Origin of the sequence: Maricaulis sp. (assembly GCF_017643475.1) — a bacterium.
In the GTDB taxonomy this organism is placed as follows: domain Bacteria; phylum Pseudomonadota; class Alphaproteobacteria; order Caulobacterales; family Maricaulaceae; genus Maricaulis.
Map to the genome: position 1 here is coordinate 1,045,664 of NZ_JAEPNI010000001.1, position 20,549 is coordinate 1,066,212.

16 protein-coding genes are annotated in these 20,549 nt (G+C 59.0%); 9 read left to right on the top strand and 7 right to left on the bottom strand.

Going from position 1 to position 20,549, the window contains the following annotated elements; translation table 11 throughout:
• Positions 1 to 201: 201 nt before the first annotated feature.
• Entirely contained in the window at positions 202 to 1,071 is an 870-nt protein-coding gene (gene rfbA / locus JJ889_RS05005) for a glucose-1-phosphate thymidylyltransferase RfbA (RefSeq protein WP_291892123.1), read from the top strand.
• A 33-nt stretch (positions 1,072 to 1,104) separates the two neighbouring features.
• Positions 1,105 to 2,076 carry an NAD-dependent epimerase/dehydratase family protein gene (locus JJ889_RS05010; RefSeq protein WP_291892125.1) on the top strand — a complete coding sequence of 324 codons (972 nt, stop codon included), beginning with the start codon at positions 1,105 to 1,107 and terminating at the stop codon, positions 2,074 to 2,076.
• Positions 2,077 to 2,081: 5 nt separating this feature from the next.
• On the opposite strand, the gene galU is transcribed toward JJ889_RS05010, so the two are convergent.
• Positions 2,082 to 2,951, bottom strand: coding sequence for a UTP--glucose-1-phosphate uridylyltransferase GalU (galU, locus tag JJ889_RS05015; protein WP_291892128.1), 870 nt, complete (start codon positions 2,949 to 2,951; stop codon positions 2,082 to 2,084).
• 122 nt (positions 2,952 to 3,073) lie between these two features.
• Here galU and glmM (JJ889_RS05020) point away from each other — a divergent pair, with 122 nt between their 5' ends.
• From glmM (JJ889_RS05020) to JJ889_RS05030, 3 genes are all read left to right on the top strand, one after another.
• Positions 3,074 to 4,426, top strand: a complete 1,353-nt coding sequence (glmM, locus tag JJ889_RS05020) for a phosphoglucosamine mutase (protein WP_291892131.1) — start codon at positions 3,074 to 3,076, stop codon at positions 4,424 to 4,426.
• 88 nt (positions 4,427 to 4,514) lie between these two features.
• Entirely contained in the window at positions 4,515 to 5,825 is a 1,311-nt protein-coding gene (locus JJ889_RS05025; RefSeq protein WP_291892134.1) for a UDP-glucose/GDP-mannose dehydrogenase family protein, read from the top strand.
• A gap of 66 nt (positions 5,826 to 5,891) precedes the next feature.
• Complete coding sequence (locus tag JJ889_RS05030; RefSeq protein WP_291892137.1) at positions 5,892 to 7,412, top strand: phosphomannomutase/phosphoglucomutase; 1,521 nt, start codon at positions 5,892 to 5,894, stop codon at positions 7,410 to 7,412.
• Between the two features lie 38 nt (positions 7,413 to 7,450).
• Here the strand turns inward: JJ889_RS05030 and glmM (JJ889_RS05035) are convergent, their stop codons facing one another.
• The gene (gene glmM, locus JJ889_RS05035; protein WP_291892140.1) at positions 7,451 to 8,812 is read right to left on the bottom strand and encodes a phosphoglucosamine mutase; all 1,362 of its coding nucleotides are present in this window, start codon (positions 8,810 to 8,812) and stop codon (positions 7,451 to 7,453) included.
• Between the two features lie 171 nt (positions 8,813 to 8,983).
• Here glmM (JJ889_RS05035) and glmS point away from each other — a divergent pair, with 171 nt between their 5' ends.
• Complete coding sequence (gene glmS / locus JJ889_RS05040; RefSeq protein WP_291892144.1) at positions 8,984 to 10,804, top strand: glutamine--fructose-6-phosphate transaminase (isomerizing); 1,821 nt, start codon at positions 8,984 to 8,986, stop codon at positions 10,802 to 10,804.
• On the opposite strand, the gene JJ889_RS05045 is transcribed toward glmS, so the two are convergent.
• The 4 genes from JJ889_RS05045 to JJ889_RS05060 all read right to left on the bottom strand — a co-directional run bounded on the left by JJ889_RS05045 (position 10,787) and on the right by JJ889_RS05060 (position 15,572).
• Positions 10,787 to 11,962 carry a glycosyltransferase gene (locus JJ889_RS05045; protein ID WP_291892147.1) on the bottom strand — a complete coding sequence of 392 codons (1,176 nt, stop codon included), beginning with the start codon at positions 11,960 to 11,962 and terminating at the stop codon, positions 10,787 to 10,789. The genes glmS and JJ889_RS05045 overlap by 18 nt on opposite strands.
• 5 nt (positions 11,963 to 11,967) lie before the next feature.
• A complete protein-coding gene (locus tag JJ889_RS05050; protein ID WP_291892150.1) occupies positions 11,968 to 13,341 on the bottom strand; it encodes a nucleotide sugar dehydrogenase in 1,374 nt (457 codons plus the stop codon).
• A gap of 11 nt (positions 13,342 to 13,352) precedes the next feature.
• Positions 13,353 to 14,507, bottom strand: coding sequence for a DegT/DnrJ/EryC1/StrS aminotransferase family protein (locus JJ889_RS05055; RefSeq protein WP_291892153.1), 1,155 nt, complete (start codon positions 14,505 to 14,507; stop codon positions 13,353 to 13,355).
• A 114-nt stretch (positions 14,508 to 14,621) separates the two neighbouring features.
• The gene (locus JJ889_RS05060; protein ID WP_291892156.1) at positions 14,622 to 15,572 is read right to left on the bottom strand and encodes a Gfo/Idh/MocA family oxidoreductase; all 951 of its coding nucleotides are present in this window, start codon (positions 15,570 to 15,572) and stop codon (positions 14,622 to 14,624) included.
• Between the two features lie 99 nt (positions 15,573 to 15,671).
• Between JJ889_RS05060 and JJ889_RS05065 the strand changes: the two genes are divergently transcribed.
• Together JJ889_RS05065 and JJ889_RS05070 are read left to right on the top strand one after the other, a co-directional pair.
• Entirely contained in the window at positions 15,672 to 16,097 is a 426-nt protein-coding gene (locus tag JJ889_RS05065; RefSeq protein WP_291892160.1) for an ankyrin repeat domain-containing protein, read from the top strand.
• 82 nt (positions 16,098 to 16,179) lie between these two features.
• Positions 16,180 to 16,878, top strand: coding sequence for a formyltransferase family protein (locus JJ889_RS05070; RefSeq protein WP_291892162.1), 699 nt, complete (start codon positions 16,180 to 16,182; stop codon positions 16,876 to 16,878).
• Here JJ889_RS05070 and JJ889_RS05075 read toward each other — a convergent pair.
• A complete protein-coding gene (locus JJ889_RS05075) occupies positions 16,836 to 18,224 on the bottom strand; it encodes a glycosyltransferase family 4 protein (RefSeq protein WP_291892165.1) in 1,389 nt (462 codons plus the stop codon). The two genes, JJ889_RS05070 and JJ889_RS05075, sit on opposite strands and share 43 nt — an antisense overlap.
• Positions 18,225 to 18,422: 198 nt before the next feature.
• On the opposite strand from JJ889_RS05075, the gene JJ889_RS05080 reads away from it, so the two are divergent.
• Positions 18,423 to 20,519: a glycosyltransferase gene (locus JJ889_RS05080; protein ID WP_291892168.1), complete on the top strand. Its 2,097-nt coding sequence runs from the start codon at positions 18,423 to 18,425 to the stop codon at positions 20,517 to 20,519.
• The last annotated feature ends 30 nt before the right edge of the window (positions 20,520 to 20,549 follow it).

Genomic DNA, 20,549 nt, shown 5'->3' on the forward strand with positions numbered 1-20,549 from the left:
GTTTCCCGTACCGCATCCGTGCGGTAGCAGATAACTATCGTTGAGGAAATGAGAAGTGAAAGCTCAGCAAGTTTTGTTTCCAATCGCAGCAGATTGAACCGATTTCACTGAGCATGCCCGCCCGATTTGAGGTAAGAGGCTGGACGAACACATTGAGACTGGAGGGTCGCCTCCGTCTGGCAATCAGGGACAGGCTGATCGATGAAGGGAATTATCCTTGCTGGTGGTCGGGGCACACGACTGGCTCCGATGACGTTGAGCACGTCAAAACAGCTCCTGCCGATCTACGACAAGCCCATGATCTATTACCCGCTTTCGGTGCTGATGATCGCGGGCATCCGAGAGATCCTGATCATTACGACACCGGAGGAACTCAACCGTTTCCAGCAATTGCTCGGGGATGGCAGTCATTTCGGTGTTCGACTGGAATTTACGACTCAGGCCAGCCCTGACGGACTGGCGCAGGCTTTCCTCCTTGGCGAGGAGTTCCTTGACGGTGAAGCCGCGACCCTGATCCTTGGGGACAATCTCTATTACGGCCACGGGTTGAGCGATCAGCTCGCCGACGCCGTCAGCAAGCATCGCGAGGGCGGCCGGGTGTTCGCATATCGGGTGTCAGATCCGGCGCGTTACGGTGTGATCGAGCTCGACGAGGCCGGGCAGCCGCTGAGCATCGAGGAAAAACCGGCGGAGCCGAAATCCAATCTCGCCGTAACCGGGCTCTATATCTATGACGAGCAGATCGTGGATATTGCCAAGTCCATCCGTCCGTCCGCGCGAGGTGAGCTCGAGATAACCGACGTCAACAAGGCCTATATGGACAAGGGCCAGCTGGCCGTTGAAGAGCTGGGCCGCGGTGTGGCCTGGCTGGATACCGGTACGGCTGATTCCCTTCTGGAGGCGGCCGAATTCGTGCGCTCTCTGCAAAGTCGCCAGGGCATGAAGATTGCCTGTCTGGAGGAAATCGGCTTGCGCAACGGCTGGATTACCTCGGCAGATATTCCAGCTGCTGTTGATCGGTACAAGGGCTCGGAGTATGGCGCATACTTGCAAAAGCTGACCGCGGACTAAACGCGGCTTCTGTTTCAACTGGAGGGGGTTGGCTTGAAAATCCTGGTTACCGGTGCGGCCGGATTTATTGGGTTTCACACGTCTCAGGCCCTGCTGGCGGCCGGTCATGAAGTGATGGGGATTGATAATCTCAACACCTATTACGACCCGCGGCTCAAGCAGGCACGTCTGGATCAGCTCCTACCGCACGAGAACTTCCAGTTCCACAAGCTCGACCTCGCCGACACCGAAGCGGTCCATGCAGTCACCCTGCCGTGGAAGCCGGAGGCGATCTGTCATCTCGCCGCCCAGGCGGGCGTGCGCTACTCGATTGAGGCGCCGTTCGCCTATGCGCGCTCGAACCTGCTTGGTCATCTGACCATTCTCGAACTGGCGCGCGGCCTGGGAGACGGTCTTCGGCATCTGGTCTATGCCTCATCCAGCTCGGTCTATGGGGAACAGGCCGAAGTGCCTTTCAGCGAGGAGAGCGCCAGCGAAGCGCCGGAATCCCTCTATGCCGCGACGAAGCGGGCGGACGAGTTGATGTCCGCGTCCTATACCAATCTCTATGGCATTCCGGCGACGGGCCTTCGCTTTTTCACGGTCTATGGTCCGTGGGGGCGCCCGGACATGGCCTATTGGCTGTTTGCTGAACGCATGATGCGTGGAGACCCGATAAAGGTCTTCAATCACGGTGAGATGGAGCGCGATTTTACCTATATCGACGATATCGTTGAACCGCTTCAGCGCATGGTCGTGGATGCGCCCGCGCGAGGGCGGCACGAGGTCTACAATATCGGCGGATCATCACCGGAAAAGCTGATGGACATGATCTCGACGCTCGAGCGCGCCTTCGGGATCGAGGCCGAGAAAGAAATGCTGCCTATGCAGCCGGGCGATGTCACCCGCACCTACGCCAATGTCGACAAGCTGGTGCGGGATTATGACTATCGCCCGGGAATTTCGCTGGAACACGGGCTGACGCAATTCGCGACCTGGTTCCGTGAGTGGAACCAGCAGAGCTAGGGTGTTCAGCCTAGGCTTTCCTCGATCAACTTTCGGGCCTGTGACCCCAGTTCCTCGTTTGATATGGCAAAGCCGAGCGTGGCCCGCAGATAGCCTAGCTTGCTGCCGCAATCATATGGCGTTCCACTAAACTCGAGCGCGTGGAAATCCTGTTTCTGCATCAGGCGCGCCATGGCATCGGTGAGCTGGATCTCGCCGCCGGCACCGGCGGCCTGGTCGGCGAGGAAGTCGAAAATCTCCCCGGTCAGGATATAGCGACCGGTGATGGCCAGATTGGATGGAGCGCTTTCCACCGGCGGCTTCTCGACCATGCCGCGCATGCGGATCATCGCGCCATCGCGTTCGATCGGATCAATGACGCCGTATTTGTTGACCTCGTTTTCCGGTACCGGATCAACCGCGATGACATTGCCGCCCGTACGGTCAAACACCTCGGTCATCTGGGCCAGGCAGCCCGGCTTGCCGTGGATGAGGACATCCGGCAGGAGAATGGCAAACGGGTCGGATCCGATGATGTCGCGCGCACACCAGATGGCATGGCCCAGGCCGAGCGGCGCTTGCTGGCGGACAAAACTCATCGAACCGGGCTTTGGGCATGATCGAACGACTTCTTCAAGAATGTCGGATTTGCCCTTGGCCTCAAGCGTCGCTTCGAGCTCGTAGGCGCTGTCGAAATAATCCTCGATCGCCGCCTTGTTGCGACCGGTCACAAAGACAATGTGCTCGATGCCTGCTTCCAGCGCCTCGTCCACCACATACTGGATGGCCGGTCGGTCGAAGACTGGCAGCATCTCCTTGGGGATGGACTTCGTTGCCGGAAGAACCCGTGTGCCAAGACCAGCGACGGGAAGGACTGCTTTACGAATCGTAGTCATCAATTTGCTCATGGATTACTGACACTAGGCGTATCCGAGCCCTGCGGGACAGTCCAGCCCGTAACCTGCTTTGGCGACGATGCGACACCCGCTATCCTGTCCGAATCAGTGAGGAATCCGCGATGACCAAGAGATATTTCGGTACTGATGGCGTGCGGGGGCTGACCAACAGCTTCCCGATGACAGCCGAGACCGCGCTGAGATTGGGGCTTGCGGCAGGTCGATGCTTCACCAAGCGGGAAGGCCGGCATCTCGTCGTGATCGGCAAGGATACCCGCCTGTCCGGATACATGATCGAACCGGCGCTGGTGGCGGGTTTTACGTCGGTCGGGATGGATGTGGTTCTATTCGGCCCCCTGCCAACGCCCGGTGTCTCGCAGATGACGCTGTCCCTGCGTGCGGATATGGGCGTGATGATCACGGCGTCGCACAATCCCTATCATGACAACGGCATCAAGCTGTTTGGCCCGGACGGGTTGAAGCTGGATGACGAGGCCGAGATGCGGATCGAACGGCGCATGGAATCGGCCCTGACCGATCCCATGGCGGAGCCACAGGCGCTGGGGCGGGTGAAGCGGATCGAGGATGCGCAGGCGCGTTATGTGGAACTGGCCAAGGCGACATTCCCGCGCACACGCGGGTTGTCGGGCATGCGTATCGTCGTCGATTGCGCGAACGGCGCGGCCTATCAGGTTGCTCCGAAAGTGCTCTATGAACTCGGCGCGGACGTGATCTCGGTCGGCGTTTCGCCCAATGGGTTCAACGTCAACCAGGAGTGCGGCTCCACAGCGCCGGACCAGATGCGAGCCGCCGTTCTGGAACACCGGGCCCATATCGGTATCGCGCTGGACGGGGATGGTGATCGTGTCCTTCTGTGTGACGAGAAGGGTGAGACTGTCGATGGCGACCAGATCCTTGCGCTCTTGGCGCGGCACTGGAAACAGGAAGGCGAGCTGGATCACCCGGAGATCATCGGCACGGTGATGTCGAACATCGGTCTTGAGCGCTTCCTCGAGCGGGAAGGGCTGCGCCTCCACCGGACGCGGGTCGGGGATCGTTATGTCGCCGAGCGCATGAAGGAAAGTGCCGCAGCATTGGGCGGGGAACCGTCTGGACATATCCTCACGCCGCGCTTTTGTCCGACCGGCGATGGCCTGATCGCTGCGCTGCAGGTCTTGCGGGTTCTGATCGAGAGTGATCGCCCGGCCAGCGAGGTGCTCCAGGCTTTCGACCCTGTCCCGCAATTGCTCGAGAATGTCCGCGTCGAGAAAGCTGCCGATGTTATGGCGGACAGCACGGTCGAGGCGGCGATCCGGCTGGCTGAAGACGAGCTCGCCGGAGAGGGGCGGGTGCTTGTGCGACCGTCCGGTACCGAGCCCTTGATCCGGGTCATGGCGGAGGGACCGGCAGGACAGATCCGACCGGTGGTTGACAATATCAAGGCCGCCGTCCTCAAGGCTGCACAGGCAAACTGAGCTTCAAGCTGTCATTTGGGAAATCAATCCTTGCACGGACCCCATCGAACGGCGATACCGGGCGGGAGAGTGAAGAGGAGCGATACCAATGCGCGTCGCAATGATCGGAACCGGTTATGTAGGTCTTGTATCCGGTGCTTGTTTTGCTGATTTCGGACATGATGTGACCTGCGTCGACAAGGACGCGTCCAAGGTCGAAACCCTGCAATCCGGTGGTATCCCGATTTACGAGCCAGGCCTGGACCTGCTGGTCCAGCGCAATGTGCGTGAAGGCCGTCTCCACTTCACCCAGGACCTGACGGATGCGGTGCGAGAAGCAGACGCTGTCTTCATCGCCGTGGGTACGCCCTCGCGTCGCGGTGACGGTTTTGCTGACCTGTCCTTTGTCTACGCCGCCGCCAAGGAAATTGCAGAGGTGATGGAGGGCTATACGGTCGTTGTCACCAAGTCGACGGTTCCGGTTGGAACGGGTGACGAGGTCGAGCGCATCATCCGTGAAACCCGTCCGGATGCTGACTTTGCGGTGGTCTCCAACCCGGAATTCCTGCGCGAAGGCGCGGCGATCGATGACTTCAAGCGCCCGGATCGCGTGGTGGTGGGTACGGATGAAGAGCGCGCGCGCAATGTCATGCACGAACTCTATCGCCCGCTCTTCCTCAACGAGACGCCGATCGTCTTCACCTCGCGCCGCACGTCTGAGCTGATCAAATACGCGGCCAACGCCTTCCTCGCACTCAAGATCACTTTCATCAACGAGATGGCAGATCTGTGTGAGAGCGTCGGCGCAAACGTCCAGGAAGTCGCCCGCGGCGTTGGGCTCGACAATCGTATCGGCGGCAAATTCCTCAATGCCGGCCCGGGTTATGGCGGTTCCTGTTTTCCGAAGGACACGCTCGCTCTGGTGCGCACGGCACAGGAGTTTGAAAGCCCGGTCCGACTCGTCGAGACGGTCGTTGACGTCAATGACAAGCGCAAACGTGCGATGGCCGACAAGGTCATCAAGGCTTGTGACGGAGACGTTTCCGGCAAGACCATTGCTGTGCTGGGCCTGACCTTCAAGCCAAACACGGATGACATGCGCGAGGCGCCCAGCCTGGAAATCATTCCGGCGCTTCAGGAAGCCGGTGCGCGTATCAAGGCTTTTGATCCGGCCGGCACGGTCGAGGCGGAGCATCACTTCAGCGATGTTGAGTTCACCTCCGGCCCTTACTTCTGTGTTGAGGATGCGGATGCCCTGGTCATCATCACCGAGTGGAACGAGTTCCGCGCCCTGGACCTGGACCGTCTGAAAGAGCTGATGAAGGCACCCATCCTGGTCGACCTTCGCAATATCTATCTGCCGGAAGAGATGAGCGCAGCGGGCTTTAAATATTCCAGCATCGGCCGGCCGGCCGACTAGACCGCACTACATCACAGGTAAGACAGCTTCACTACAGAACGTGCCGGAAAGGCACCGGAGGGGATTATGAGCCAGAAACCGTTTGCTGAACTTGCACCCAATTCCTGGGAGTTCGAGAACGAGGCGCTGATCAAGCCCACCGGTTTTCGCGAGTATGATGCCCGCTGGTGGTTTGGCCATCCCGGTTCCGACAAACCCTCCGAGCTGAACCTTTATGGCGTGCAGGCTCTGGGTCTTGGCCTTGGTACGCTGATCCACGAGCTGGGCGTCGAGCCGAAGATCGTCGTCGGTCATGATTTCCGCAGCTATTCCCTCTCCGTGAAACAGGCGCTGGAAGTTGGACTGATGGCTTCGGGGATCGAGGTGCATGATATCGGCCTGGCCCTGTCACCGACGGCCTATTTTGCTCAGTTTGATCTGGATATTCCCTGCGTGGCCATGGTCACCGCGAGCCACAACTCCAATGGCTGGACCGGTGTAAAAATGGGCGCGGCGCGCCCGCTGACCTTCGGTCCGGACGAGATGAGCCGCCTCAAGGAAATCGTCCTGGGCGGTAAAGGACAGCATCGTGAGGGCGGCGGTTATGTCCGCGAGCAAGGTGTTGCCGAGCGTTTCATCGCGGATGTTGCCGAGGGCGTGGATATCAAGCGACCGCTGAAAGTTGTCGCCGCCTGTGGCAATGGCACAGCCGGCGCCTTCGTACCCCAGGCACTGCGTGCGATGGGTGTCGAGGTCATCGAGATGGATTGTGATCTGGACCACACCTTCCCGCGCTATAATCCGAACCCGGAAGACATGCAGATGCTGCACGCCATGCGCGATGCTGTTCTCGAGCACGGTGCCGATGTAGGGCTGGGTTTTGATGGTGACGGTGACCGTTGCGGCGTAATCGACAATGAGGGCGAGGAGATCTTCGCCGACAAGATCGGTTTGATGCTCGCGCGCGATCTCGCGCCGCTTTATCCCGGATCGACTTTTGTCGTGGACGTGAAATCGACCGGCCTCTTTGCGATTGATCCTGTGCTTGAAGAGCACGGTTGCAAGACGGACTACTTCAAGACGGGACATTCCTACATCAAACGCCGCTCCAAGGAGCTGGGCGCGCTGGCAGGATTTGAGAAGTCTGGCCATTTCTTCCTGCAGGACCCGATCGGCCGGGGTTATGATGATGGTCTTGTCGCCGCGCGCGCTGTCCTGCAGATGCTGGAGCGCAATCCGGACAAGACGATGGCAGATTTGCGCCGCGCGCTTCCCGTCAGCTTCCAGTCACCGACCATGTCCCCAGCCTGTGCCGATGAAGTCAAATACGGCGTCATCGATCGTATCGTGGCTGAGTACCAGGCCAAGGCCGAACAGTGTGCCACGGTGGCCGGCCGCAAAATAGCGGCGGTCAACACCGTCAATGGAGTGCGCTTTTCACTTGATGATGGTGCCTGGGGGTTGGTCCGGGCGTCCTCGAACACACCAAACCTGGTCGTCGTGGTCGAGAGCCCGAATTCTGCGGACGACGTCAAGGCGATCTTTGATGAGATCGCCCTGACCCTGTCCGGATATGAGGAAGTCGGCGAGTTCGACCAGAAGCTCTGATTGCCAAAGCTGGATGCCAGCGGCACCAGGCCGACGGATTACTCCGCCGGTTCAGGCGCGTGGGCGTAATGTTTGAGCGCTTCGACAACTTCGGTCGCAGCATTGATGATCAGTGACTCATTCTCGCCCTCGGTCATGACGCGGACGACCGGTTCAGTGCCGGACGGTCGCACGACCAGGCGTCCCTTGCCTTCAAGACGTTTCTGTACGCCTTCGACCACCGCCTGAACAGCGACGTCATTCAGCGGCATGGTGCCGGTATAGGGGACGTTTTGCTTGAATTGCGGGGCCGGTTCGAACATCGAGCACAGCTCGGAGACCGGGTGGTCATTACGCACGCACGCCGCCAGAATCTGCAGGGCGGCGATCAAGCCGTCGCCGGTGGTCGAGTAATCGGTCAGAACCAGATGGCCAGACTGCTCGCCGCCAACCGAATAGCCGCTACGCCGCATCCTATCGACAACATAACGGTCACCAACGTTAGTGCGGGCGAGCGACATGCCCTGGTCCTTAAAGAAGCGGTCCATGGCAAAGTTCGACATGATCGTCGCGACGGCGCCGCCGCCTTTCAGGGTGCCAGCGTCGCGGTGGTCTTTAGCAATGCGGCAAATAAGCTGATCGCCATCGATTACACGACCGCGTTCGTCGCACACGATGATGCGGTCGGCATCACCGTCGAGTGCAATACCAATATGGGCCCCAGTCTCCAGAACGCGGTTGATCATCGCTTCCGGTGAAGTGGAGCCACAGTTCAGATTGATATTCTGTCCATTTGGGGAAACACCGATCGCGTCGACTTCAGCGCCCAGTTCCTGAAGGGCTTGCGGGGCGACCCGATACCCCGCGCCGTTGGCGCAATCGAGCACGATCTTCAGGCCGTCGAGGCTGAGCTCGCGCGGAAAGGCCGCTTTGGCGGCTTCGACATAGCGACCGCGTGCATCATTGTAGACAGCGACCTGTCCAATCTCGACCGGCGGCACGGCGAGGATCGAACCGACATTCTCCATGCGCTTCTCGATTTCCAACTCCACGGCATCAGCAAGCTTGAACCCATCTGGTCCAAAAAGCTTGATGCCGTTGTCAGTGTAAGCGTTATGGGATGCTGTGATCATCACGCCCAGATCAGCGCGCATGGCGCGTGTGAGCATACCGATCGCAGGTGTGGGCGCTGGCCCCACCGTTCGAACATCCATACCGGCGGATGTGAAACCGGCGATCAGTGAGTATTCGAGCATGTAGCCGGACAGGCGAGTGTCCTTGCCAACTACGACCACATGCCTGTGGTTTCCACGTCGAAAATATGAACCTGCTGCCTTGCCCAGTAGAAGCGCAACTTCCGGTGTCATCGGGAAAGTATTTGCCCGCCCCCGGATTCCGTCAGTTCCGAAGTAAGTTTTCATTCTGAACCATTTGTCGTCGGGTCAGCTCTCAAGTTCGTTCCCGAACAAGACCAATCCGACGTTCCCCCATTGCAAAAAATAGCACTCAGCCATCAGTTTCTTCTTTACATCCTCTACAGGAAAACGTCTACAACATCTCTGAGCCAAAGCCCAAAAACAGATAGGTTGAGCATGTGTGGGATTATCGGAATTGCAGGCACGACTGAGACATCGGAACGTTTGATCGACGGTCTTAAGCGCTTGGAATATAGGGGGTATGACTCTGCCGGTATTGCGGTGCTACAAGAAGGCGAGCTGCAGCGCAGGCGTGCGCAGGGAAAAATTCGCAACCTGGAGTCCGTTGTCCGCGATGAGCCCTGTGACGGGCCCCTGGGTATCGCGCACACCCGCTGGGCGACCCATGGAAAGCCCTCAACCTCAAATGCCCACCCGCATGCCTTCGGCGGCGTCGCTATCGTCCATAATGGAATTATCGAGAATTTTCGTGAACTGCGCGAAGAACTCGCCCAGAAGGGGCACAACTTCGAGAGCGAAACAGATTCTGAAGTCATTGCTCATGTGATTGCCTACTACCTGGGCAAGGGGCTCGCAATGAAAGAGGCCTTTCGCGAGGCAGTGAATCGCCTGCGTGGCGCTTACGCTGTCGCCGCAATCAGCAAGGATAATCCGGACCAGTTGTATGGCGCCCGCCGTGGCAGCCCGCTGGTCATTGGCCGCGCGGAGACGGAAAGCTTCCTGGGATCAGATGCAATTGCATTGGCTGAATGGACCCGCCGGGTGATCTATCTCGAGGAAGATGACTGGTGCATGGTCACGCCAACCGAGGTCGAGATATACACCATGGATGGCAAGCGTGTGGAGCGTCCGGAACAGATCTCCAACGCCACACCTGGATTTGCCGACAAGGGCGAGTACCGCCACTTCATGGAGAAGGAAATCTACGAACAGCCCGACGCTGTTGGTCGTACGCTTTCCAATTACATCGACCCGGTGGAGCGTCGTTTCCATTCCGCAAATCTGGATGGCTGGAAGTCGACGAGTCGGCTGCTTGGGTCTGCGTGTGGAACCGCATTTTACGCCGCGGCAACATCGAAATATTGGTTCGAGCGTTATGCGCGCTTGCCGGTTGAGGTCGATATCGCATCGGAATTCCGCTACCGCTCGCCGGTCTTGCTGGACTCTGACCGTGCCTTCTTTGTCTCCCAGTCCGGTGAGACCGCGGATACCCTGGCCGCGCTGCGCTATTGCAAGGCATCAAACGTGCCGACGGTTGCCGTCGTCAATGTGCCGGAATCCTCGATTGACCGTGATGCGGACACGACCCTGTTTACCTATGCAGGTACGGAAATCGGTGTGGCATCCACCAAGGCGTTCACGGCACAGCTGACGGCCCTGGCCTGTGTTGCTGCGGGTGCTGCGCAAGCACGTGACGAGCTTTCTGATAACGAGATCGGCGATTTGATCGATGGCCTGCTTGAAGCGCCGCGAATGCTTAATGAGGCACTGGAGAAAGTGAGTGATGTCGAGGAGATTGCCCGCTCGCTCTCCAAGGCGTCTGATGTGTTGTATCTGGGGCGTGGCCAATTCTATCCGCTGGCGATGGAAGGGGCTCTGAAGCTCAAGGAAATCAGCTATATCCACGCTGAGGGATATGCCGCAGGCGAATTGAAGCACGGTCCGATCGCGCTCATCGAAGAGGGCACACCGGTTGTCGTGATCGCACCGTATGACGAGCTGTTCGAAAAGACGATTTCCAATGTCCAGGAAGTCGCTGCTCGTGGTGCCGAAGTGATCCTGATTACCGACCGCAAGGGGGCCAAGCTGGCCGTGGATGATGCCAGTGCAATAATCGAGATTCCGGAATGCCACCCGGTGATCCAGCCGATTGTCGCGGCTGTTCCGATCCAGCAGCTGGCCTATTACACCGCGGTTCTCAAGGGCACTGACGTGGATCAGCCTCGCAACCTCGCCAAATCAGTCACGGTCGAATAGGCCCGCGTCCGGGAAGAGCGTTTGCAGGGCCCGCCCTGCAATCTCTTCTGGCGTGGCTGGAGCGATCTGATCGTGGACGGCGAGTGTCTCGCCGCGGGTCAGCGCGCGTAGCCGCTCACCTGCTGTTCGGGTGTCGTCATCGATCTTGCCCAGCCACGCACCGCTGCCAAAGGGAATGACCGGCCGGCCGGAGCCGCGATACTCGGCCATTTTGCCTGGCGGCACCGCTGAGTTTGGAGCGGCAATCACGGCCAGTGCATCAGCGCCGCGCTGCATGGCCAGCGATTGTTCGAGCGGTACAGTGCCGTGGATCCTGACCTGGTCGCCTAGTCCGAACCCCTCTACCCGGGCTGTCTCATCATCCCGAAGCCGGCCGACCAGATGCAGGACCAGCTGTGGGCTCTCGCGTGCAATGTCTGCGAATATGTCCAGCAGCGGATCGATGCGCACATCGGGATCAGACAGGATGAAACTGCCGGTGTGAACGATGTCGATTGTATCGTCCGGGAAGGCGTGGACCTGTTTTACGGCATGCAGGAAGTGCGGCACGACCGCGTGTAGTGCGTTCGGTTGGAAGCTACGATATTCTTCGGATATCGCTTCATTGACGGCGAATACCGCATCGACCTCGCGCAGGATGCGCGGTGCAATCCGGCTCTCCAGCATCCGGCGAACGGGCTTGCGCCGCTCCGGGCGGAAAGCACGGATCAGCCAGTGATCACGCGCATCGATCGCCCATTTTGCCGATGGCCAGTGAGCCTTGAGTGGAGCGCCGGAAACATGGATGGATTCCGGGGGGCTGGTGGTGAAGATCAGGTCTGGTTGAAATGGATAGGTTTCGATGGCAAGGCGCCACGCGCGCTGGACCCAGCGTACATCCGGGTCGGGCCAAAGCAGCCATTCTCGCGCAATGTCGCGCAGGCCTTTGGAGCGGGGCAGGGCGGTGGTCGGGTCCGGATTGGGGTGTTCGACGGCGATTCCGACGACATCGTCAGGCAGTTCCGGCGCGACGACAAAGACGTCGGCGCCGACGGACTGGAACCCTTTGACCCACATGTAGGGACGCCGCGCTCCGCCGGAAATCGCTGGCGGGAAGTGGCGAGCGAGAACCAGGACTTTCAGCGAAGTCCCGGTTCCCGGCTCGGTATTTCTGGTCATGCCAATCAGGCTTTGACGATGCGGTCTTCGTGCTCGTTCTGAAGCATCGCCGTCGCATTGCGGGTATCTACAACGAATGGAACAGAGTTCAGGAGCAGGCCGTAATCGACCTTGTCATGGTCGGTGGCAATCAGGGCCACATCGAACTGGGACAGGGATTCCGGGGTCCAGTCGACGGACTTGCGACCTTCATACTCCGGGTGGTCGTGGTCATACGGGACGACCGGAATGTACGGGTCGTAGTAATCAACCACTGCGCCGCGGGCCTCGAGCTGTTCCAGCAGGAGCAGCGAGGGGCTTTCGCGCATGTCGTCTACATTCTTCTTGTAGGCGAGGCCGCACAGCAGGACCCGGGCGCCCTTGAGCGACTTCTCGAGGCGGGTGGAAAGCTCCTCCGCGACCGTGTTCACGACCGAACCCGGCATGGCATTGTTGACTTCGCCGGCCAGCTCGATGAAGCGCGTGCTGAGGCCGAACTCACGGGCTTTCCAGGACAGGTAGAACGGGTCGATCGGAATACAGTGACCGCCCAGGCCCGGGCCCGGATAGAAGGCGTGGAAACCGAACGGCTTGGTGGACGCTGCCTGGATGACTTCCCAGACGTCGATACCCATGGCGCCGTAAACGGTCTTGAGCTCGTTCACGAGGCCGATATTGACTGCACGATAGATGTTCTCGGTCAGCTTGACCGCTTCCGCCGTGCGCAGGTCACGAACCGGCACAACCTGCGGTACGATCTGCTGGTAGATGGTAACGGCCATTCGCGTTTCCGCTGACGTGTTCGCACCGACAACCTTCGGGATGGTGGAGGTTTCGAACTGCGGATTGCCCGGGTCCTCGCGTTCCGGCGAGTAGGCAATTGCGAAGTCGAGGCCGGCGACCAGGCCGCTGGCACCTTCAAGGATCGGCTTCATCACCTCTTCGGACGTGCCCGGATAGGTCGTCGATTCGAGGACGACGATCTGGCCGCGGCGCAGCTTCTTGGAAATCGCCTCGGTGGACTTGATCACATAGTCAAGATCCGGGTCGCGGTGTTTGTCGAGCGGCGTCGGAACGCAGATCAGCAGCGCGTCCGGCTCGTCCAGGCGATCGAAGTCCGTTGTGGCTTCGAAGCGGTCGGTGTCAATCATGACTTTGACCGCTTCGTCCTTGATATGCTTGATGTATGAACGCCCCTCGGACAGTTCCTTGATTTTGAACTCGGACACATCGAAACCGATGACCCGAATGTCCTGGCGGCAGAAAGCCTGGGCAAGAGGCAGGCCAACATAACCCAGACCGATGACACCAACGGTCAGGGTCTTGTTTGTCGCACGGCGTTCGAAGTCGAGTGCCAGCGTATCAAGGGTATCAAATTCTGCGACTGTAGGAGCGTTCATGACGTCGTCCTTTAAGCGTTAAACGAGCGGACCGCGTTGATGATCTGGTCCTGGGTTTCTTCATCCAGATACGGGTGCATCGGCAGCGAGACGACACTCTCGGCCTTGGCTTCCGAGACCGGCAGACCGTTCGGGCCCAGCGGATAGCGGGAGTACACATCCTGTTTGTGGATCGGGATCGGGTAATAGACGGCAGACGGAACACCATTGGCTTTCAGGTGCGCCTGAAGACCAGCACGGTTCTTGTGCTCGATTGTGTATTGAGCCCACACGGACACGCCCCCATCAATGACGGCAGGTACGCTTTCCACGTAGCCGTCCAAGCCTTCATTGTAGCGTGTTGCCACCCGATTGCGAGCCTCAATCTCGTCTGCAAAGATTGCCAGCTTCTCGATCAGGATGGCGGCCTGGATCGTATCGAGGCGGGAGTTCATTCCTACCCGCATATTCAAGTACTTGGTGTCGTGCTCGAACGTGCGACCCTCGATGTCCGACTTCGTCGCCTTGCCGTGAACGCGCAGGGAATCCATGCGCTCGGCGGTGGCAGCATCATTGGTCAGCACCGCACCGCCGTCACCATAACAACCCAGCGGCTTGGCCGGGAAGAAGCTGGTCGTCGCTGCGTCGGCCCAGTGCACCGGGTGGTTTCCGTTCAGCGTACAGCCGAAACCCTGGGCGCTGTCAGCAATCAGTTTCAGGCCGTGTTTCTTGGCGATCGCGGAGATGGCCGGATAGTCGGCCGGCTGTCCGAACAGGTCGACAGCAATGATGACTTTGGGCGTCAGCTTGCCTTCGGCCTTGACCATTTCGATGGCGGCGTCGAGATGGGCCGGATCCATGTTGTAGGTGGACGGGTCAATGTCGACGAAAACCGGGCTGGCGCCGACCCACGGAACAACCTCGCCTGTCGCGGCGAAGGTGAAGGACGGGCAGAAGACTGCGTCTCCCGGACCAACTTCCCATGCCAGCAACGGCAGCGCGATAGCTTCGGTACCGTTGGCACAGCCCAGGGCGTGTTCTGCCTGGCTGAATTCGGCGAGCTGGCGCTCAAATTCCTTGACTTCCGGCCCCATGATGTACCGGCCTTCTTCGATGACTTTTGCCACCGCTGCGTTGATTTTGTCGGAAATACGTGCGCGCTGGGCCTGAAGATCGATAAACTGCATATCACTTTCCAATATTTGATCGTTCGGAGTTGAATGTGCCAAGCTCAGCGGCCTATCAACTCAATTTCTGTGACAGTTCTTGTATTCAACTGCGAAAGTTCGTGAGTCCGTCGCTCAGGACGATCCCTTGATCATGACGTCAAGCACGCGCAGGGCTTCATCCGCATCGGTCAGCGGTTTCTGTCCAGAGCAGGCGTTGAGGAAGTGCTGGCACTCGGTGCGCAGCGGTTCGTCATCGCCATAAGGCATAGGCGTCCAGTCAGCTTTGCTTGGAACCGGAACGGCGCCGGAAGTGTCAATGCTGTGGGCGTAGAGACGGAGTTTTTCGGCACCTGCCGCCGAGTCCTCGAAGACCGCCATGGCCTTCTCGCCAACAACGATCAGGCGGTGTTCCTTGAACGGGTGCAGCCAGCTGGCCAGCACGTGCGCACGGCGACCACCGGAGAATTCCATGTCCAGGCGGCACTCGTCCTCGATGCCCGGGGTGATGTAGGAACCACCGCTGCCGGAAACTGATGTCGGCGCATCGCCGAACAGGGCGAGCAGCATGGAGATGTCGTGCGGGGCGAAGCTCCACAGAGCATTTTCCTCGACGCGGAACTTCCCAAGCGAACACCGGTGGGAGTAGGCGTAGCGCAGCTCGCCGAGATCACCGCGCTGGACAGCCTCACGCAGGGCGACAAAGGCCGGATGGAATTGCAGGAGGTGGCCAACCATGAGCGCCTTGCCGGCTTTCTCGCTGGCCGCTTTCATGGTCTCGCCTTCTTCCATCGTCATGGCGATGGGCTTTTCGACGAAGACGTGTTTGCCGGCTTCGAACGCCTTGACGGCGAGGTCGCAATGCAGCTCGGCAGGCGCTGCGATAACAACACCGTCCACCGCGTCCGATGCGATAGCCTCGTCAAAGCTTAGGGCAGGTACATTGTATTCGTCTGCGAACTTTTGGGCGGTCGGCGCGTGCGGATCAACGACGGCACCCAGCGCCCCGAGCTGCGCAAAATTCCGGACGTGGTTCTTTCCCCAGTGCCCACAACCGATTACTGCGACCTTTACATTTGCCTGCATAACGCCTTGTCCATTTTGAATTGAGTGCGATCATTCGTTTTGGTTCGTGGCGTATAGCTCCGCTTTAAATGTTCGTAAAGTGACACAAGGAAGACGGTTATGAATAACGGTAAGGTTGCAGATCGACTGATTGCATCCGCATCAGCCGGCGATACGGGTACCGTACAGGAGATTCTAGCGACTGGTGCGGATCCAAATCTTCGCAATGAATACGGCTGGACGGCGCTGATCGCCGCCTGCAGAGCGGGCAATCTCGAGCTGTCCCGGTTGTTGATTGCGGCCGGCGCAGACGTCAACCTGACCAACAAGACCGGGACAACACCTTTTATGTACGCCAAGACGGCTGCCTTCGCGTCCGGGAAGTTCGAGCTACTGAACCTTCTGTTGAAGCACGGGGCAGACATCAACGCTCGTGACAAACACGATCTGACGGTGCTGGACTATGTTTGCGCCCGCTCCGCCGAGCTGATCGACTACCTGGAAGCACAGGGGGCGATCAGGCGCGATGTAAATCCGGGCGCCTAGAAGATCGCTGTGTTGCGAGACGATGGCCAGTTTGCTATTGGCTCGCCGAAATCTACGCCAGACTTAAAGCGGAGTTGATCGCATGCGCCTTGGAATTCTCACCTATGATACGCAACACCTGAAAACGGAACAGGTTGTCTCCGGGCTGCAGATCGCCGGTTCCTACGAATATGTGTTCTACGCCCTGCCGTTCATTTCTCGCCCGGGACGAGATGTGGCGCTCGCTCATCGTCCGGTGCAGTCCAACGGGGGACACGCGCGTGAGATCGCGGCAAGTGTGGACGCGCCCTATACCGTGATTGAGAGCGCTGATGATATTCACGACGAGAGCATCGATTTCTGGATCATTGCCGGCTCCAATCTTTTGCCGGCCGGATTTGTGGGACGCTATCGCAACAAGATCATCAATGGCCATGCGGGCCTGATCCCGTCTGTTCGCGGGCTGGATTCCTTCAAATGGGCCATTCTGGATGGTCAGCCGGTCGGCAACACGCTTCACTTCATCGATGAGGAAGCCGATGCGGGTGAGGTCATAGCCAGCCAGTTAACCCCGATCTACTCCACTGATACATTGGCGGAATTTGCGCGTAGGCATTATGAAATCGAGATCGCGATGCTTTCCAATTTCGAACGCCTGGTAAGTGAGAAACCGCGGGTGAAGATTGACCTTCCATTGCGTCCGGCACGTATGCGGATGAAGCGGGAAATCGAGGAGCAGATGATCGACTCGTTCGAGGCTTATCGTGACCGTTTCGCAGGGGCAGCAGCCGCGGAGGCATAAGCCGACAGCAGCATGTTCTGATAGGCGCCCGCCCGCTCCGCTGCGGCAATCCTTCGGGCGCCTTCGACTGCTGATGCGAGCCGGGTCGTATTCAAGGCGCCGATCTGTTCAATCAGGTCGGCGCTCGTGTATTCGGGGGGCAGTACGAAGCCGCATTCGTGTTTCAGGACATAGTCACGCGCTTCCGGCAGATCGCCTACCAGCGACGGTACTTCGCACACGGCGTATTCCCAGATCTTGTTCGGCAGGCTGACCCGGTGGTTTTCGCAACTCGCCTCATAACCAACAAATCCAAGATCCGCCCCCTGTGTCCAACGCCATAACTCGTCCGGCGGCTTGCGGCCCAGGAAGTACACGCGCCCGGACACGTCCGCTGCTTGCAGGTCAGCCGCTATCGCGCCGCTACCGATAACGGCGACGCGCCAGTGCCCGGCGAGCTGCTGGGCAGCTTCGACCAACTTCTCCAACCCCCGACCTCGCGACAATCCTCCCTGGAACAGGCAGATCCGATCGCCCGGTCGGGCATTACAGGCATCATGCAGCCGATTGTCATACGAAGCGGTCGGAAACCGAGCGCCGGAATTGGTGACGAGCGCGTATTCAGGAAGAGCGGGGTGAAGCTGGCGCGTTGCCTCGCCCATACTGTTGCTGACAGTGACGAGGAGATCGATGTCTTCGGCGCAGGAATCCAGCGTGTGCATGTATTGCCGGACTGTTTGCTCCGATGCGCCTTGCTGACCGGCATAGTATTCGTGAGCATCGTATATCAGTCTGGCCTGCTGGCGTGTGGCGATGCGCTTTCCGGCGAAGAGTGTGTCGGGTTCATGCGCGTGTACAACATCGTAATCGGCGCTGCCGGCTTCGGATACAAAACGCTGCGTTAGGCGCCAGGCCGCGAACCGATTCAGCTGTTCGGCAATTTTCAAACGCCAGGCCCCCGGCGCGGGATCAGCTGTACGTTTGCCTTGCGCACGCCGCATTGCCAGATGCCTCACGGTAGCGAGACAAATCACGCCAACGAATACCACGCCCCCGACAAGCCATGTCCGGTCGAACAGGTCAGGAAACCGAATTGCGATCGCAATCAGGCCGAGCAAGCACAGAGCCACGGCCGTCAGGGCGATTGCGCTGATTTCCTGATAGGTCGCCTTCAGGCCGCTCACATGACGCAGTGAACGCGCACCGAGCATGGTAAACGGTGGCGTCGCGTTGTCGGATACGCCAATGACGTCGACGTCATGCCCGGCAGAATCGAGGGCGGCCACCTGGCGTGCGACGCGAGGATCATCGACTGCTTCATTCGCGATGAGCACCAAAACGCGTGGAAGGGGGGGGAGCTCCGGCATGATCGACAGCGTACCAACTCGACTGAAGAAGGGGGAAGGTCAAAGAAATATAATAAAATTAGCTATTTACATCAAGCCGCATTCGGTCGACCGCATCGGTAGTGTCAATTTTCGTCAACTCGCCCATTTGTAAGGTTGCTTATCAACTCCGAAGGTCTAAAACCACCCGTTCATCGGCATACGGTCCGGGGGGTCATAATGAAAGTCGTTGCATTTGTTCCGAATTCTGGAGCGCGAGACGGTCGCGTGATGAAAGAGGCGATCAGCCTGGCTGATCAGGGACACGAAGTTCATGTGGTAGGCGTACGCGAGCGTGATCACACAAGTGTTGCGGCAATCATCGAAGAGCGTGTGATGGTGCACCGCGTGTCCTGGCAGGCGCGCGCTTACCAGATGGCTCTGCTCAGAATGGCTCTCTTCGGTGCGTTCATTGTGGGCGCTGTGGTGCTCGTACTGGCGATGATTGGCCTGCTGTTTGGCGAGAGTATTGGCCAAGGCGCCGCCTGGCTCTTCGGGCTGGTGCTCGGCTCGCAAGATTTCGTGGTGAACTGGATCGTCGAGCAACGCGATGGTCTTCAATCCGGCTGGACCGCCGCCCGAGTCTTCGATCTGCTCGTGGGTGGCTTGATGGCGGTGATTGCCCTGGTGGTTGCCTGGTTTGTCTTTCGCGCCGCGTATTGGGGGCTGAAACTTCTCCGCCGCGCAGTCCGCGCACTGGTCGATCCGCTACGTCGTTTCGCGAACTTCACGGCGAACTATGCAGAGATGGAGAAGGTGTCCAATCAGGCGCGTGACGAATTCCTGTCCGCCTTTGGCACCGGGAAATTGTTCCACTATGTCATCGGCGGCACGCTGGAGCGCTTCATCAACAAGACAATCTTCTCCACCACCCAGCGTGCTCGTGTCGAGGCGATGGTCGAGAAGGGGCGCGAGCTCAAGCCGGAGCTGATCTATTGCCATGAGGTGATGGCGTTGCCCGCTGCGGTGCGCCTGAAGAAGGAATTTGGCGTCAAGCTGATCTATGACGCCCATGAGATGTATGACGGCCTCAACCAGGCGTCGGCGCATATCTCGGACTATTACAAGAAGCTTCACTCAACCCTGCTGCCGCATGTCGATGACATGGTGGTCGTCAGCGAAGCCATGCGCGAGATCTATTCCGAGCACTACGAGGACTTGCCGCGGATCACGGTGCTCCCGAATTCGACTCTCAAGGCAGATCGTCCGGAATATGATGGCCGCCTGCACGATGCAGCCGGTCTGCCGCATGACCGCAAGATCCTGCTGTATCAGGGTGGTTTCTCGCCCGAGCGCGGTATCGAAAATCTTGTGCGTGCAGCTGAACACCTCAACGATGATTGGGCCATCGTTTGTATGGGATGGGGCAAGCTCGAAGGGTTCATCAATGAGGAAGCCGAGCGTATCGGCAATCTGTGGCTCGCCGAACAGCGCGAGGAAATCTTCAAGGAACAGCGCGCATTGAATCTGGGCGAGCGCCGCGACCAGATCTCGAAGATTGTCGATAGTTTCTCGCCGATCGGTGACCTTGAGCACTACCAGGCCAAGCTTGCAGCAATCATCGAAGATGGCGGCTCAGGTGCAGGTGCAGGTGAAGAGCAAGACGGTGAGGGAGATGGCGCAGGCGAAGATCGCCGCGGTTCGGATCCGACCGCTGTGAATGTCACCGTGAACATGCCCGGCACTGAAGCTGGCGGCGGCGAGGGAGAGGGAGATGAGAACTCCGGCGAGGCCCAGGAGTCCGTCTCCAAGGTAGCTGCGCTCAAGGCCTATCTTGCATCCACCGTTGATGTCATGCAGAGCTGGCCGGACTATGCGGAACGTCTCGAGAAGTCTCTCGACGCAAACCTGCGCAAACAGCACCTTTCCGAGACCTTCAATCTCTCTCTGGAGGACTTCGATAAAATCCGGGTCGTGCCGCCGGCCCCGCGCGAAATGCTGCATTTGTGGACCCAGGGCGCGACCATCGGTGCCATTCCCTATCCCAATGACGGCCTGAATCACTGGGCCTGTGCGCCCAACAAGCTCTGGGAGTACCCCAATGCCGGCGTTCCGATCCTGGGTAGCCCGGTGCTGGAAATCTACAAGGCGATCACCCGTAATGACATTGGCTGGGTGTTGCCGGTTGATCCGTCGCCTCGCCAGATCGCAGACATCGTCAACAGCTTGACAGACGAGGATATTCGCGCTGCCCAGGAGGCGTGTGAGCGCTTCATGGAGGAGAGCAACTGGGATATCCACACCAAGCCCTGGTTCAATCTGATCGAGAGCAACTAGGTCTGTTCACACCAGCTCAACCGCCCGTTC